Source organism: Candidatus Nanopelagicales bacterium (assembly GCA_018003655.1).
GTDB lineage: Bacteria > Actinomycetota > Actinomycetes > S36-B12 > UBA10799 > JAGNDY01.
In genome coordinates this window covers 1-15,826 of record JAGNDY010000002.1, presented here as the reverse complement: position 1 = coordinate 15,826, position 15,826 = coordinate 1, and the positions used below count along the sequence as shown (strand labels likewise).

14 protein-coding genes are annotated in these 15,826 nt (G+C 63.1%); 9 read left to right on the top strand and 5 right to left on the bottom strand.

The window, feature by feature from the left end:
• Positions 1–8: 8 nt before the first annotated feature.
• A complete protein-coding gene (locus KAZ48_00730; protein MBP7971295.1) occupies positions 9–386 on the top strand; it encodes a hypothetical protein in 378 nt (125 codons plus the stop codon).
• Positions 387–454: 68 nt separating this feature from the next.
• On the opposite strand, the gene KAZ48_00725 is transcribed toward KAZ48_00730, so the two are convergent.
• Positions 455–2,521 (bottom strand): acyltransferase family protein, encoded by a 2,067-nt coding sequence (locus tag KAZ48_00725; protein ID MBP7971294.1) that lies wholly within the window; start codon positions 2,519–2,521, stop codon positions 455–457.
• 164 nt (positions 2,522–2,685) lie between these two features.
• Between KAZ48_00725 and KAZ48_00720 the strand changes: the two genes are divergently transcribed.
• The 5 genes from KAZ48_00720 to KAZ48_00700 are packed head-to-tail and all read left to right on the top strand — an operon-like array spanning position 2,686 to position 7,080.
• Entirely contained in the window at positions 2,686–3,426 is a 741-nt protein-coding gene (locus KAZ48_00720; protein MBP7971293.1) for a class I SAM-dependent methyltransferase, read from the top strand.
• Positions 3,423–4,301, top strand: coding sequence for a decaprenyl-phosphate phosphoribosyltransferase (locus KAZ48_00715; GenBank protein MBP7971292.1), 879 nt, complete (start codon positions 3,423–3,425; stop codon positions 4,299–4,301). Before KAZ48_00720 ends, KAZ48_00715 begins: the two co-directional genes overlap by 4 nt.
• Entirely contained in the window at positions 4,298–5,662 is a 1,365-nt protein-coding gene (locus KAZ48_00710; GenBank protein MBP7971291.1) for an FAD-binding oxidoreductase, read from the top strand. Before KAZ48_00715 ends, KAZ48_00710 begins: the two co-directional genes overlap by 4 nt.
• A gap of 33 nt (positions 5,663–5,695) precedes the next feature.
• On the top strand, positions 5,696–6,475 hold the full coding sequence (locus tag KAZ48_00705) for an SDR family NAD(P)-dependent oxidoreductase (GenBank protein MBP7971290.1): 780 nt from the start codon (positions 5,696–5,698) through the stop codon (positions 6,473–6,475).
• 2 nt (positions 6,476–6,477) lie between these two features.
• A complete protein-coding gene (locus KAZ48_00700) occupies positions 6,478–7,080 on the top strand; it encodes a dephospho-CoA kinase (GenBank protein MBP7971289.1) in 603 nt (200 codons plus the stop codon).
• A 21-nt stretch (positions 7,081–7,101) separates the two neighbouring features.
• Here KAZ48_00700 and KAZ48_00695 read toward each other — a convergent pair whose 3' ends face one another.
• Positions 7,102–8,517, bottom strand: a complete 1,416-nt coding sequence (locus tag KAZ48_00695) for an acyl--CoA ligase (GenBank protein ID MBP7971288.1) — start codon at positions 8,515–8,517, stop codon at positions 7,102–7,104.
• Between the two features lie 181 nt (positions 8,518–8,698).
• On the bottom strand, positions 8,699–9,766 hold the full coding sequence (locus tag KAZ48_00690; protein ID MBP7971287.1) for a hypothetical protein: 1,068 nt from the start codon (positions 9,764–9,766) through the stop codon (positions 8,699–8,701).
• A 188-nt stretch (positions 9,767–9,954) separates the two neighbouring features.
• Here KAZ48_00690 and uvrB point away from each other — a divergent pair, with 188 nt between their 5' ends.
• From uvrB to KAZ48_00675, 3 genes are read left to right on the top strand one after another with little or no spacing between them, the layout of a single operon-like run.
• Entirely contained in the window at positions 9,955–12,084 is a 2,130-nt protein-coding gene (gene uvrB, locus KAZ48_00685) for an excinuclease ABC subunit UvrB (protein ID MBP7971286.1), read from the top strand.
• The gene (locus KAZ48_00680; protein MBP7971285.1) at positions 12,081–13,187 is read left to right on the top strand and encodes a TerC family protein; all 1,107 of its coding nucleotides are present in this window, start codon (positions 12,081–12,083) and stop codon (positions 13,185–13,187) included. The genes uvrB and KAZ48_00680 overlap by 4 nt, the downstream gene beginning before the upstream one ends.
• Positions 13,184–14,203, top strand: coding sequence for a TerC family protein (locus KAZ48_00675; protein MBP7971284.1), 1,020 nt, complete (start codon positions 13,184–13,186; stop codon positions 14,201–14,203). The genes KAZ48_00680 and KAZ48_00675 overlap by 4 nt, the downstream gene beginning before the upstream one ends.
• On the opposite strand, the gene KAZ48_00670 is transcribed toward KAZ48_00675, so the two are convergent.
• Together KAZ48_00670 and KAZ48_00665 are read right to left on the bottom strand one after the other, a co-directional pair.
• Positions 14,200–15,303 (bottom strand): acetate/propionate family kinase, encoded by a 1,104-nt coding sequence (locus tag KAZ48_00670; GenBank protein MBP7971283.1) that lies wholly within the window; start codon positions 15,301–15,303, stop codon positions 14,200–14,202. The two genes, KAZ48_00675 and KAZ48_00670, sit on opposite strands and share 4 nt — an antisense overlap.
• 2 nt (positions 15,304–15,305) lie before the next feature.
• A partial coding sequence (locus KAZ48_00665; GenBank protein MBP7971282.1) for a phosphoketolase occupies positions 15,306–15,826 on the bottom strand: 521 nt, incomplete at its 5' end.

Here is a 15,826-nt window from a genome sequence, read left to right as displayed (position 1 = left end):
GTTGCCCCGTGGACGTGGATATCGCTGGCCAGCAAGGCCAACAAGGCCAAACCGTTCAACCGGTGCCGGGATCGCAACCGGTTCCGAGGGAGTTGAGCCGTGGGGCGAAATTGGCCATCCTTATTGGTGCGGTTCTCTGGGTCGTTGCCGGGGGACTGTTCTATGTACCGGTCACTGTCCAGGCAACGGATGGCGCCAAACTCGACTGTGGGAGTGCGGCTTCACCAACCAGTGGAGTGCAGTCCTTCGCCTGCGGCCCGGCGGCAGCGCAGAGCCGGGTCCAAGCCGTGACAGTGCTCATTGGCGGACTGGTGATCGCCGTGGGTGGTGCGGCCGTCTTCGGATTCGCCAAGGACGGCAGCGGGCGCAAGACCGTGACTGAGTAGTCGAAGCAGCAATCGGCGGGCACTATCTCGCTGGTGATCTCGTCCAGGATGGGCCGAGATTTTGGCTGTCAGGAGGCGGCGGCGGCCTTGGTCTTCTTCTTCGCCTTGGCCCGATCCTTAGCCTTACCGGCTGAGTCCGGTGCCGGGGTCGTGGCTGGGACAGGCTCACTTCCGATGATCTGGAGGAATTGGCTCTGGAGGAAACTCCACACCAGATCAGCACCCTCTGGCGTGTAGTGAAGACCGTCGACACGCATCGCTACGCCGTCGATGTTCTCCGGATCCTTGCCGGCACCGCATTCCCACGCGTCAAGATCGACCACCGGGACGTTGCCGTCTTGGGCAGCCACCTTCGCGATGACACCGTTGAGCCACGCGACCCTGGTGTCGTCATTCATTGCGATGGATTTCGGATTGGTCGCAGTCTCAACGGTGCGGTGGCATGGGACATTGACTAGCGCGACCTTCTTACCGCCACGTCGCAAATCGGCAATCGCGCGTTCGATCTGTGCCGTCAGCCAGGCTTCGTACTCGGGAGTTCCCTGGCGCACGACCTGACCGTTGATCCGAATGTCGTATTGCTGGTAGTGACCGAGGAAGAGCACGGCCAGGTCGGCGTTGGCAGCGTCGAGCAGTTCGCCGCGCCTGTCTACCCACTGGTAGCACTTTGGATCTGACTCCTCGTCACTTCCGGCCAGCACGTACGTAGTCGGGAATTGGCCGCACCCGAGTTCGGTCGCGCCACCGACTGCGAACTGCATACCCTGCTGGGGAAAGTTCTCACGCAAGCCATACGGCACTGAATCGCCGATGATGAAGACTCTGGGACCGATCCCGGTGTAGGTGATGTCTTTGGTCTTGTTGTTCAGCAGTTCCGGATTATTGGCTGCCTCGCGGGCACCCATTGCCGTTGAGCCCATGACCGCAACGAGAAGGATTGCGACCGATGCGAATGCGATTCCAATTTGACCCTGGCTGCCGAACTTGCGCTTCAACGCGCCCCGCCGAATAGGCATTTCAACGAAGACATATGACGCGATCGCCAGGATGAACGTCAACACCATCCGTACCGCGAACAGCAAGAGGCCGTCCACACCGACGCGCGCCGGGGTCAAGATGACCAGCAGCGGCCAGTGCCATAAGTAGAGGCCGTAGGAGATCAGCCCGATCTTGCGCAGAGGCTCCCACGACAGCGTCTTGTTCGTGAGGTTGGATCCCGGTGTGCTGCACACGGCGATGAGCCCGGCCACAACCAGCGAGAAGGCGAGCATGCCGCCGTAGAACAGTCCGCGGTCCGTTTCGCTGACGAGGAAGAATGCGAGTACAACAGCTCCCAGCAAGGCCAGTCCCCACGCGCCGCTGTGCCTGGCCCACCCGGGCAAAACGGTTTGACCCTGCGCACGACGCCACTGCGCCCACGCTGCCAGCGTTGCCCCGACCAGCAATTCCTGGGCGCGAGTGTCGGTACCGAGATAGAGCCGGTCTGCCGACGCGCCGCCGTTGGCGAGAAAGCCCGTCCACAGCGTCGAGGCGACGGCCAATGTCCCAAGAGCGGCAACCAGGCGGCCGTCCGCGCGCAAACGCCACAGGAGAAGCCCGGCGAGAAGCACGGGAAAAAGCAGGTACCACTGTTCTTCAACCCCCAGCGACCACGTATGGATCAGTGGGGAGGGAGCTTGGAACTGATCGAAGTAGGACTGGCCGGACAGGATGATCCACCAGTTGTTGACGTAGAACAGCGTTGCGATTCCCTGACCGCGAATGGTCACTTGCTCAAGAGCCGGGCTGAAGACGGCATAGACGCAAACGCCCAAGAGCATCACCGACAGCGCAGGGAAAAGCCGTCGCGCTCGGCGACCCCAGAATGCGACGTAGTTGATAGCGCCCTGTCGCTGGTGTTCACGCAGCAGAATCGAGGTGATCAGGTAGCCGGAGAGGACGAAGAAAACGTCCACACCAAGGAAGCCACCCGTGATCCCCGGCAGAGTGAAGTGGTAACCCATGACTGCAAGCACGGCCACCGCCCGCAAACCATCAAGTGACGGTTCGTAGGTGAGCGCTGACGCGGTCGGACCGGTGCCTGACTGCGTTGCCCCAGACTTTGGCAGGTCAGTCGTTGGGCTGGAGAAGGACATGAGGCTCACATTCGGCTGGGCTTCTTGCTGCGCAGGTAGACGCTAGCCCATTGTTCGCTGTAGCAGGCGCGCACCGATGGGAATTGGTTGCTGGGATTCGACGAGGTCGCGGGATAGGGCCGATTTGCCAGGCTTTGGCCGGCGATTGGCTAGGGTGGCGTCTCGTGGCGGGACAAACGGTAGGACGCGACGGCATTCGCCGCTCGGTCGATCTATTCAAGGCGTTCCGGCTAGAGCAGACTCAGCCAGAGGTGTTCTACTCGACCCTCGCGGCTGACACGATCCGCGGGATCGAGCGCCACCGGAGCGTCGACGGTGCTGTCGTCCTGGATATTGGCGCTGGCCGACCTCAGTTCGCCGACGCTTTTGTTGACGCAGGAAGCATTTACGCGGGACTCGACCCCGACGTGTCAATGCTGGAGTTTGCGACGTCGGACCGCGCGTTGCCAATCGCGGGCGATGGCCTCGCTCTGCCCTTTCGGTCTGGATGTGCTGACATTGTGCTCGCGTCGAACGTGCTTGAGCATGTTCCTGATCCAGCGGCATTTGGCAACGAGATGATGCGCGTGACGAAGATCGGCGGCTACGCCGTCATCTCGTACACCAATTGGCTATCGCCGTGGGGTGGGCACGAGATGTCTCCCCACCATTACCTCGGTGCCGAGCATGCGTTTCGCCGTTTTGAGCGAAAGCACGGACACCGCGGCAAGCATCGCGTCGACGAGAACCTCTACCGCGTTTCGGTCGCTGACGGGCTCAAGTGGGCAAAAAGCCTCGGCAACGCGGAACTGGTGGAGGCGCGTCCGCGGTATTACCCGAGTTGGGCGAATTGGATCACCTTGGTTCCTGGCTTCCGAGAGGTCTTCTCCTGGAATCTCTGGATGGTCCTCCGAAGGACGTCATGACTCGCGCGCGCGCACTGCTCACTGCAGCCCGACCCAAACAGTGGGTCAAGAACGTCTTGGTGTTTGCCGCACCCGTGGCGGCTGGTGTCATCTTGCAGCCCAAGGCACTGCTGTGGACGCTGCTGGCCTTCTTCATCTTCTGTTGCGCCGCCTCCGCGACCTATATGACCAACGACGTGTTAGACGTGGAGGCCGACCGCCAGCACGCCTCCAAACGCAACCGTGCAATCGCGGCTGGAATCGTCTCGCCGCGGACCGCCGGTGTCGTTGCCGCGGTGCTGGCACTGATCTCGCTGGTCTTGCCGCTGCTACTTGGCAACCCACGCTTGGCCGCGATCATCGCGGGCTACTTGGTGCTTCAGGCAGCGTATGTGTGGCGTCTCAAGCACGAGGCAGTGCTCGACGTCGCCAGCGTCGCCGCCGGATTTCTCCTACGAGCTATCGCTGGTGGTGTCGCCACGGGTGTGGTGATCTCCAACGCGTTCCTGGTCGTCGTCGGATTCGGAGCGCTGTTCATGGCGGTAGGTAAGCGGTACTCGGAGATCATGGCCCAAGACCAGTCGGTGCAGATCACCCGACGATCACTGGCTGGTTACACCCCGGGATACCTGCGCACGTTGATAGCGATCTCCGGCTCGGTGGCCCTGGTCGGGTATGTCCTCTGGGCACTGGAGATCGACCGTGCCCATCCGCTGGCAGGCCCGTGGGCATCCTTGTCGATCATTCCGTTCACCCTGGCGATGATGCGATTCGCCCGAGATGCTGACGCTGCCCTCGCCGAAGCACCCGAGGACGTTGTCCTGGCTGATCCGGTGCTGTTGATCCTCGGATTGATCTGGGTCGGACTGTTCGTAGCGCAGGTGGCCGCGAGATGACCGAGATTGCCGTCACCGGACATTCCCGCAGGCTCATCGCGGGGTGGGGCCGGACAGCGCCAGTCACCTCTGACGTCGTCGTCCCAGAGGACTACCGCAACGTCGCAGACGTCGTCGGGCAAGCCGAGGGCTCGGTGATCGCCAGAGGCCTGGGCCGCTCCTATGGCGACGCGGCGCAAGTGGCCGGCGGCACGACGATTGACCTCACCAGGTGCGATCGCATCCTCGGATTCGACGCGACGACCGGGGTGGTCGACGTTGAGGCTGGGGTGTCGATTGATCACCTGATCCGAACCTTTGTGCCAAAAGGCTGGTTCGTGCCAGTCACGCCGGGGACTCGATATGTGACGGTAGGCGGCGCGATTGCCTCCGACGTGCACGGCAAGAACCACCACGCCGTTGGCAGCTTCGGCCAGCACGTCGTGGACCTGACCGTGGTGACCGGGGCAGGCACCGTGCTGAACTGCTCGCCGGAATCGGAACCGGAGCTCTTTTGGGCGACCGTGGCGGGCATGGGCCTGACTGGTGTGATCACCCGCGCACGAGTGCAGCTGCAGCCGATCGAGTCGTCCCTGATCAAGGCCACGAACGAGCGCGCAGCCAACCTCGACGACGTCATGTCGAGGATGATGGAGATCGACAAGTCCGTGCCCTACACGGTCGCGTGGGTGGATAGCTTGGCGAAGGGCTCGCGGTTCGGGCGCGGGCTGATCAGCCACGGCGATCACGCGGTGGCCGCTGACACTCCGGGCCGCGCTGATCCCCTAGCGATGTCGATCAGCGATCCAGTCGCATTCCCGATCAACCTTCCGAGTAGGTCGCTGAACAAGCTGTCGGTGGCGGCGTTCAACGAACTGTGGTTCCGCAAGACTCCGAAGACCGCCGCCGCGCAGTTGACGTCGATGGCGAGCTTCTTCCATCCACTCGACATGGTCGGTGACTGGAACCGCATCTATGGTGCCCCCGGATTCCTGCAGTACCAATTCGTCGTCCCCGACTCGGGCTCGGAACTCATCGGCCGCGCGCTACGAACCATCGCGGCGACCGGGGGCGTGTCGTTCTTGACCGTCCTCAAACGCTTCGGACCGGGCAATCAGGCCCCGCTTTCTTTCCCCATGACCGGCTGGACGCTCGCGCTCGACATCCCCGCACGGGTCGCGGGCCTCGGACGGGTACTCGATCGGCTCGACGAGCAGGTGGCGCAGGCCGGTGGCCGGATCTACTTCACCAAGGACTCGCGGCTGCGGCCTGACCTGGTCGACACGATGTACCCGCAGCTCCGGCAGTGGCAAGCAGTGCGGGACCGCTACGACCCGTCGAGGCGGATGCAGTCAGACCTGGCCACTCGGCTCGGTATCTAGGGGATCTCGGTAGCTATGAGAGTGGGACACGACATGCGCGATGGTTTGGGTGCGATGCAACGAATCATGTTGCTTGGAGGCACAAGCGAGATTGGCCTCGCGATCGTGCGCGAGTTGGCGAAGGACGGACGGTTGACCGACGTCTTCTTGGCGGTTCGTTCCGTGGACTCCGCTGCGGAGGCGATAGCGGCGTTATCGCACGAACACCCAGGCCTGAACGTGGTCGCTGTGCAGTTTGACGCAGCCAAGCAGGAGACATATGAGCCGGCCTTCGACACAGCGTTCTCCGGTGGCTCCGTGGATTGCGTCATCAGTTCCTTCGGTCTGTTGGGTACCGGGGTGGACTGCGAGCAGGACCTCGACGGCGTCCGGCAGTTGCTGGACGTCAACTACACCGGCGCGATCCTCACCGGCACCATCGCGGTTCAGCGCTTCCGCACCCAGGGATATGGCTCGTTGGTGGTGCTCTCATCGGTGGCGGCCGAGCGATCGAGACTGGACAACTACGTATACGCATCCACCAAGGCGGGCGTCGATGCGTGGGCGTCTGGAATGGCTGATTCGCTGGTGGGATCAGGGATTCAGGTTTTGGTGGTTCGTCCTGGATTCGTCCACACCAAGATGACCGAGGGCTTGCCGGTCGCGCCGTTGGCCACCACGCCGGAGGTCGTCGCCGAACAGACCGTCAAAGCCTTGCGAAAGGGTTCCTCGCTGGTGTGGGCACCCGCGGGTGTCCGGCCGTTGATGTCGACCTTGCGACATCTGCCACGGCCGGTCTTCCGGGTTGTGACCAAGCGGGCAGCCGGGTCGTAGCGATGGGCAACGTACGAGTCGGCCTGACGGGTGGAATCGGCTCGGGGAAGTCGACGGTGGCCCAATTGTTGGCGGCGCGGGGCGCCTATGTCATCGATGCTGACGCGATCGCGCGTGAGTTAGTGGCACCGGGCACCCAAGGTCTTGCTGCCTTGGCCGAGGCCTTTGGCAACGGCGTCATCCAGGCTGACGGTTCGCTTGACCGCGCAGGCTTGGCCACCGTTGCATTTGCCGACGAGGCCTCGCGTCAGCGACTCGATGCCATCACGCACCCATTGATTCGTGAGCGCACCTTGCAGATGTACGCCGATGCACCGGATGGCGCGGTGATTGTGCACGATGTTGCGCTGCTGACCGAGCTGAACTTGGCTGATGCCTACGACCTAGTGGTGGTCGTTGACTGTCCTGATGATCTGCGCGTCCAGCGCTTGCTGGTTCGGGGACTGACGGAGCAGGATGCCCGCGCACGGATGGCCGCGCAGGCGACCCGCGAGCAGCGCTTGGCGATCGCGGATGAGGTCATCGACAACTCCGGCACGCTGGCGGATCTTGCAGACCACGTTGACCGGGTGTGGGACCGCATCTCGACAGTGGCGGCGTCTTGACGCTGCGCCGCCGCTGTTCTCCTAACCGAGGCCGAGGAACTCCGGTAGTTCGGTGCGGCGCACCTTGCCCGACTCAGTGCGGGGCAGATCGCTCGTCGGGTAGTAGCTCTTTGGCCGTTGGTACCCGGCCAGATGCCCTGCTGCGTGGTTGGTGATGGATCGCAACACGGTTTCGGTCGCCGCTGTCTCCATGCTCCTCGCGGCGGGGTCCTCGTGGAGGACGAGGGCCGCACAAACGCGCTGACCCCACTGCTCATCCTCGATCCCAAACACTGCGACCTCGCTGACGGACGGATGTGCCAAGAGGACGTCTTCGACTTGCGCGGGGTACACGTTGACACCACCGGTGATGATGAGGTCGTCGCGGCGGCCGACGAGCCACAGGTAGCCGTCCTGGTCGAGGCGACCGAGGTCACCGACGGAGAACTCACGACCACCCTGGTCGTTGGTGTGCCAGGCCCTCAAGGTCTTCTCGGGGTCGTTCCAATACTCGAACGTGAACCATCGCGGAACTTGGCACCAGATGACGCCATCGCGAATCGTGAGCGTTCGTCCGGCGCGAGCCCGACCGACCGTTCCTGGGCGTTGTTCCCACTCACGACCGCTGCATGCGGTGAACTGGCCTTCGGTGGAGCCGTAGAACTCCCACGTTCGGTCGACTCCGGCCCAGTCGTGAATCTGCTGTTTGAGCGGGGCCGGGCACGCCGCGCCAGCGTGGGTCAGTAGGCGGTACGGGGACGGTGGCGGTCCGCCCGGCAAGGCCATCAACCGTTGGATATGGCTGGGCACGACGAACGCGTGCGTGGGCCTGTCCTCGACGAGGCAGTCCGCGATGCGCTGGGCGTCAAAAGCTCCGGGCAGCAACACGGTGCCACCCGCGAGTAGCACCAGCATGGCGAACCGCAGGGGCCCGCTGTGGGCGAGCGGGCCGTGAACCAGGGTCACATCCTGACCAGTGAACACCCACTGTTGCTGTTCATCTGCCCAAGCCGTGGTGGCGGTCTGCTCGTCCCAGATTCCACTCCAGACCCCCTTCGATCGTCCCGTCGTTCCGGACGTGTAGTGCATCGGTCGACCGAGTGGTATCGGTGCAAGCTCAGCCGGTGGGGTGTCTGTCCGGGTGCTCGTGAGTGTGAAGAGGGAGTCCGCGTCGTCGATCACCAACGACACTTCGGCATCGGCGATTATCTGCTCGCGAGCCTCTGGCGGCAGAGCGGGATTCACCATCACCGGGATGATCCCGCTTCGCAAAGCACCCATGACCAGCCCGAGGACGTGTGCCTGGATCTCAGCAGCTTCCTCGTGCGGCGTTCCCTCGGCTGGCACCACGATCGCGATCCGGTCACCGGTCATCACCTGAGCGGTGTGGGCGGCGTGCAAGTGACCAGCGGCCGCCTCGGCCATCGCCTCGCACTCCTGCGCTCCAAGCCTCCGCACCCGCGCCACGCTACCTCCACCCACGCCCGTCGGGTGGTCCTCGCCCGCTCACCCCTGCTCCACTTTGCTACCGCAACACACCGGCGACTGGGGTTGAACTCGCTCCGTTCCGGTGTGTTGCGGTAGCAAGGTGGTGGGGTCACGTCGGCACGCATCGGCTGCGATGAGCGCTACCCGGCTGCTAAAGCACCCGGTGGAGTTTGCGGACGAGGAGATGGGGCTCCACGACTGCTTCGTTCCAGGTCCAACGAACGACCGTCCAGCCGCAGGACCTCAATGCGTCCTCGCGCAGCTTCTCGCGCATGAGGTCATCTCGCGACGTGTACTTCAACGCGCCGTCGGCCTCGCCGACAACACGCTCCTCAAGCCAAACGAGGTCACCCCAAACCGTGCGCCCGTTGGGTAGCGTTATGGGCCACCCGACCTTCGGCGCCGGGAGACCCGCAGTGATCGCCACCGCACGGGAAGCGGACTCAAGTGGTGACTCGGACGCCGGGTCGGCCTCCAGAATTGCTCGCCGGGCAGGGCGAATGCCCGGCCACCTGGGCATGTCTCTGGCTACGAGTTCGAGGCTTTCCCGTGCCCGCGTCCGGAGGTCATCTCGGTGAACTGCCACACGATCGTCGAGTTTCATGGTCAACGCGGCACGAAGCACGAGCTTGCGCATCGCGGAGTCGCAGACGGCAAGGCCATCGCCCAAATTTGACTGTCTGGCAAGATCAACTGCGGTCCGTGCCGGGCCCGTCGTCACAATCCCGTCGATGGTGACGCGTTGCTGCTGCGGAACCCGCGCCGAAACCGTGCGGTATCCGTCGCGCGCGAGATGGCTCCCTCCCGGGACCGTCGCAGTCACAAGATCTCCTTCGTGCCTGCGGCGCCAACGTCTCCGGAAGTCCAGGCCGTGCAAACGAGCCGCGGATTCGTGGCTGATGACCGCCCCCGGGATCGCCAACTGAATCGCGAGCGCCCGTTCGTGGAGTTGGTCGTCGTCCCCACCGTCTGTGAGCTGCTTGACCACGTAGACGTCTCGACTGATTCGGCCCAACAGCCCAATGGTTGCGGCTGCGTCAAGCCGCTTCCTTCGCACACCTCGAAGCTGCGCGTCGCGCCCGCGGAATGGCAAGCCGCCAAATAGGTCGATCAGCAGGTCGGTGGTTGCGAAAGCGGCGGCATCTGAGGGCATCACAACAGCGTCCAGCGAATGTGTGGTGCCAGCTGCCGCCCATCTCTCAGCTGTGGAAACCGTCACGGTCAGCGTTGCAGCAACAACCCACCCGACTTTGCAACCGGCACACGCCGGTAGGCGGCTGTGAAAGGGACGCCACACGGCGTGTACCGGTAGCAAAGTGGAATAGGGGTGAGCGGCCCCGGGCCACAGCGGACGTTGTCGAGCCAACGGCGTGGGGCACGGCCGGGCTGGCGGGGTAGCGTTGGGCCATGGCGAGGCCCGTTACCGACCTTCAACGAACCGTTGCCCCGTTTCGGGTGATTAGCGAGTACGAACCGGCCGGCGACCAGCCAGCGGCAATCGCGGAGATCGCCCGCCGGATCGAGGCGGATGACCAGAACGTCGTGCTGCTAGGTGCCACCGGAACCGGCAAGAGCGCGACCACGGCTTGGTTGGTTGAGAAACTCCAACGCCCGACGCTGGTCATGGCGCCCAACAAGACGCTGGCGGCGCAGTTGGCCAACGAATTCCGCGAACTCATGCCTGACAACGCGGTCGAGTACTTCGTCTCCTACTACGACTACTACCAACCCGAGGCCTACATCCCGCAGACCGATACCTACATCGAGAAGGACTCCTCCATCAACGAGGAGGTCGAGCGTCTTCGGCACTCCGCGACCAATGCGCTGCTCACCCGTCGGGACTGCATCGTGGTCGCGACCGTCAGTGCCATCTACGGTCTGGGGACGCCGCAGGAGTACATCGATCGGATGGTGCGGGTTCGTGTCGGCGAAGAATACGATCGCGATTCGATCTTGCGTCGACTGGTACAGATCCAATACAGCCGCAACGACCTCGCCTTTACTCGAGGCACGTTCCGAGTTCGTGGCGACACCCTCGAGGTGTTCCCGGTGTACGAGGAGCATCCAGTCCGCATTGAGTTCTTCGGCGACCAAGTCGAACGGCTGATGACCCTGCAGCCGGTGACCGGCGAGATCCTGACTGAGGACAGTGAGCTTTACGTCTTCCCCGCCTCGCACTACGTCGCCGGTCCGGAACGGATGGAACGCGCGATCACCGCCATCGAAGCGGAGCTTGAAGGTCGCCTGGCCGAGCTGGAGAAGGGCAACCACTTGTTGGAAGCCCAGCGGTTACGCATGCGAACCGAGTACGACATTGAGATGATGCAGCAAGTCGGTTTCTGCTCCGGTATCGAGAACTACTCGCGTCACATCGATGGTCGCGAGCAGGGGAGTGCACCGAACTGCCTGATCGACTACTTCCCCGAGGACTTCCTGCTCGTCATCGATGAGTCGCACGTGACGGTGCCGCAGATTGGCGGCATGTATGAGGGCGACATGTCGCGCAAGCGGATGTTGGTCGACCACGGGTTCCGGCTGCCGAGCGCGATGGACAACCGGCCGCTGCGGTGGGAGGAGTTCGTCGACCGGATCGGCCAGACGATCTACCTGTCCGCGACCCCAGGTCCCTATGAACTGGCCAAGGTCGACAACGACGTTGTTGAGCAGGTGATCCGACCGACTGGCCTGCTCGACCCGGAGATCATCGTCAAACCAACCAAGGGCCAAATCGACGACCTCCTCGACGAGATCCAGACGCGGGTCGCCGTCAAGGAGCGGGTTCTCGTCACAACGCTGACCAAGAAAATGGCCGAGGACCTCACTGATTATCTGCTGGAGAACGGAGTACGCGCCCGCTACCTCCACAGCGAGGTGGACACCTTGCGCCGGGTGGAACTGCTGCGCGAACTTCGGCAGGGACTCTACGACGTCCTCGTCGGCATCAACTTGCTTCGCGAGGGCCTGGATCTACCCGAGGTCAGCCTCGTCGCGATCCTGGACGCCGACAAAGAGGGTTTCCTGCGGTCTGCACGCAGCCTGGTGCAGACCATCGGTCGCGCCGCGCGAAACGTCTCCGGCGAGGTTCACATGTATGCCGACACCATCACCGATTCGATGCGCAAAGCAATCGATGAGACCAACCGTCGCCGAGCCAAGCAGACTGCCTACAACGTGGAGCGCGGCGTCGACCCACAGCCGTTGCGCAAGAAGATCGCCGACATCACCGACCTACTCGCTCGTGAAGACGCTGACACCGAGGAGTTGCTCGGGGGATCGGGACGCAGTCGCTCGCGCGGTCGCGTTGCCGGGGGTGACATGCGATCCCGGGCGAAGGCAAGCGACAGCGCCACGAGCGTCACGGTCGCTGACCGCGACGGCATGCCCGCTCGTGATCTGGTCGACCTGATCACCAGGTTGACCGAACAAATGCACGCGGCAGCGGCCGAGCTGCAGTTCGAGCTAGCTGGTCGCTACCGGGACGAGATCTCGGACCTCAAAAAAGAGCTGCGGCAGATGCGCGAGGCGGGCCACGGGTGAACGTTCCCGTCTGGGTCTGGGCACTCACCATCGGGGGCGTCCTCCTAGTTTTCGCGCTTGACCTCATCCTGGTCGACGCCAGCCCGCACGCCTTCACCGTTCGCGAGGCGACCCGTTGGGTGATCATCTACATCGCCGCCGCAATCGTCTTCGGAATTGGCGTCTACTACGTCCAGGGTGCGGAGATCGCTGGCCAATTCTTTGCCGGCTACGTCACCGAGTATTCGCTGAGCGTGGACAACCTGTTCGTCTTCGTCGTGCTCATCGCCAGTTTCGCCGTTCCGGCCGAACTCCAGCACCGGGTTCTCCTGATCGGCATCCTGATCGCGTTGGTGCTGCGGACGATTCTCATCATCATCGGCGCCGCCATCATCGAGGCGTTCATCGGTGTTTTCTTCATCTTCGGAGCCTTCCTGCTGTGGACCGCTTGGAAGGTGTGGTTCTCCGGCGACGAGGAGCCAGACCCGGACGGCAACGCCATCGTTCGGTTTGCCGAGAAGCGGCTTCCGTCCACGCCCGACTACGACGGTCACAAGATGATCACCCGCGTGGCTGGTCATCGGGTGATCACTCCGATGGCCCTAGTCGTGCTGGCGATTGGGACCACCGACCTGCTCTTTGCGTTGGACTCAATCCCAGCCGTCTTCGGTCTGACGCAGGAGAGTTACATCGTCTTTGCCGTGAACGCCTTTGCGCTGATGGGACTGCGGCAGCTCTACTTCCTGCTCAACGGGCTCATCGATCGCTTGATCTACCTGCACAAGGGTCTTGCGCTCATCCTCTGCTTCATCTCGGTCAAGCTGATTCTGGAGGCCCTCCACGGCACGACGAGCTTGAGCGTGCCCCAGATAGGAGCCTTTACATCGCTCGCAGTCATTGTCGCTATTCTTGCCGTCACCGCGATCACTTCCATCGTCGCAGTGAAGCGCCACCCAACGATGGCGCCTAAGGCGGCAGCAGGCTCCCACCCCGAGCGGCCCGTCAGAGGCGCGGGTTCGGGGCTACGGCACCTCGGTGGTGCCGAGTCTGACCCGGCAAGGCCGACGGACAGTCAAGGCGAGCATGAGTTCGACAAACGCAACGACGAAGGAGACTCGACGTGAGCATCTGGATCTGGGTCGCCACCGTAGTTGTGATCCTCGGGTTGCTCGCGCTCGATTTTGCGATAAGCCACAAGCCACACCACGTCGGAATCCGAGAGGCGACCTGGTGGTCGGTGTTTTACATCGCGGTGGCGGTGGTGTTCGGCATCGTCATCTTCTGGTGGCAAGGCACGACCGCTGGCACCGAGTTCTTTTCCGCGTACCTGGTGGAGAAGAGCCTGTCGGTCGACAACTTGTTCGTCTTCGCCATCATCTTCGCTAAGTTCCTGGTTCCGGACGCCCTGCAACAGCGGGTGCTGCTGTTCGGGATCATCTTGGCGCTGGTGTTCCGCACCATCTTTATTGCCGTTGGTGCGGCCGCGCTCGCGTACTTCTCCTTCACCTTTGTGATCTTCGGTGCGTTGCTGATCTGGACCGGGATTCAGTTGGCCCGACACCGCAATGAGGATCCCGAACCCTCCGAGAACTTGGTGACCAAGCTGGCGCGTAAGCGCTTCACGGTCACCGACGACTATCACGGCACCGCGTTCTTCACCAAGATCGACGGAGTCAAAGCAGCAACACCATTGCTGCTCGTCGTCATCGCAGTCGGCTCGACCGATCTCCTGTTCGCCCTCGATTCGATTCCGGCCACCTTTGGTGTCACCCAGGATCCGTATTTGGTGTTCGCAGCGAACGCGTTTGCGCTGCTCGGGCTGCGTGCCTTGTTCTTCCTGCTCAAGGGCCTTCTGGATCGGTTGGTCTACCTGTCATTGGGTCTTGCGGTGATTCTGGTCTTCATCGGCATCAAGCTGGTTCTCACCTGGGCACACGAGACCTGGGCGAGCGTTCCCAAGATTCCGACACTGACCTCGCTGGCGGTCATCGTGGTGATTTTGACGATCACGGCGATTGCCAGCCTGATCAAGACTCGGCAGGACCCGACAGCCGTTGCCCACGCAGGAACAGTCATTAAACCGAAGCATTCCGAGGGCGTCAGCGACTCGTCCGAGCGAAGCAGCGACGAACAGGGCTAGCCGTTCAGCAACAGCTGCTCAACGCTGCTGGCAATTTGCAGATCCTCGCGTGCTGTCACGACGACCACAGCCGCACTGGACGCGGTGCTGCTGATCACGCCGTCGGACTGCGTCGCGCGGTTGGCGGCATCGTCTAGCTCGATGCCCAAGTACGCCAGTGAAGCCACCAGCTGCCCGCGGCGCTCGACTGAGTGTTCGCCGACTCCGCCGGTGAAGACCAAGACATCCAGACCGCCGCAGGACGTGATCATCGCCGAGGTGAGGCTCGCGAGGCTGTGGTCGTAGACCGCCAGCGCCAGGCCCGCCCGGTCGGAGCCGGCGGACGCTGCGTCACTGACATCACGGAGGTCACCACCGACACCGGACACCCCCGCCAAGCCGCCCTCGCGGGTTAAGCCGACCGAAAGGTCGTCGACGGTCAGATCTGCGTGTTCCTGCAGCCACAGCACCATGCCCGGGTCGACCGACCCGCTGCGCGTTGCCATCACCAGGCCTTCCAGCGGCGTGAAGCCCATCGTTGTGTCGACGCTGGCGCCGTCTCGCACCGCACACAGCGAGGCCCCGGCACCGAGGTGACAGGTGACAATGCGAGCGTCGGCAACGTCGCGCCCCGCGAGTTCCGCACCACGGCGACTGGCATAGGCGTGCGACAGCCCATGGAATCCATACCTGCGTAGACCCCAGCGCTGGGTCCACTCCCAGGGCACGGCATAGGTGGCATTCGCCGCCGGGATCGTGGAGTGAAATGCCGTGTCGAAGCAGGCGACTTGAGGTACCTCGGGTAGCAACGCGCGCAGTGCCCGAATGGCAGCAACGGCTTTGGGTTGGTGCAGCGGGGCCAGGTCCGTCAGCGACTCCAAGTAGTCGACCACAGCGTCGTCGAGCACGACCGGTCCGCTGTGGACGGAGCCGCCGTGAACCACTCGGTGGCCAACCGCTTCGAGCTCACCAGCGGTATCGATGAACTCCTCAAGTTCCTCCGGGGCCGCATCCGCCGACCACCGCTCAAGCGTCAGTGCGGCGACCTCCTGCGAACCGTCCAGGATCTGCAGTTTGAGGCTGCTCGAGCCCGCATTCACTACTGCGATGCGCGTGGTCACCGTCAGCCTGCGATGTCCGAGTCGAGGGACCAGTCCCGCACCTCCGGCATGTCCATCAAGTTCTCCACGACGTACTCCTCGTGCCGCGCCAACTGGTCGATGCACCACTGCTTGAGTTCGGCAGCACCCTTCACGGTTCGCTTGGCGTTATTGAGAGCGTCCATCACCAGGTGATAGCGCGAAACCTCGTTGCGGACCACCATGTCGAAAGGCGTCGTCGTGGTTCCCTGCTCGATGAATCCGCGTGCTCGGAAGCGATCCGCGTCGGGTCGACCGTGCACCAGGAAATGCACTGCGCCCGGGAAGCTGTGGAACGCAAAGATCACATCGACGGTGTCGGTGAAGAGTTCGTCGAAGTACAACTCGCTCATCCCATGCGGATGGTCCTTCGGCCGTTGCAGCGCCATGATGTCCACGACGTTGACCACCCGGACCTGCATGGCGGGCAGTCGTTGTTTGAGGATCTGCGCGGCGGCGATCGTCTCCTGGGTCACTACGTCACCCGCACATGCCAACACGATGT

Excerpts from the sequence above, each read along its gene's own strand:
- uvrB (MBP7971286.1), top strand. The coding sequence starts at position 9,955 with ATGGCGAGGCCCGTTACCGACCTTCAACGAACCGTTGCCCCGTTTCGG.
- KAZ48_00715 (MBP7971292.1), top strand. The coding sequence starts at position 3,423 with ATGACTCGCGCGCGCGCACTGCTCACTGCAGCCCGACCCAAACAGTGG.
- KAZ48_00725 (MBP7971294.1), bottom strand. The coding sequence starts at position 2,521 with ATGTCCTTCTCCAGCCCAACGACTGACCTGCCAAAGTCTGGGGCAACG.
- KAZ48_00710 (MBP7971291.1), top strand. The coding sequence starts at position 4,298 with ATGACCGAGATTGCCGTCACCGGACATTCCCGCAGGCTCATCGCGGGG.
- KAZ48_00705 (MBP7971290.1), top strand. The coding sequence starts at position 5,696 with ATGCGCGATGGTTTGGGTGCGATGCAACGAATCATGTTGCTTGGAGGC.
- KAZ48_00700 (MBP7971289.1), top strand. The coding sequence starts at position 6,478 with ATGGGCAACGTACGAGTCGGCCTGACGGGTGGAATCGGCTCGGGGAAG.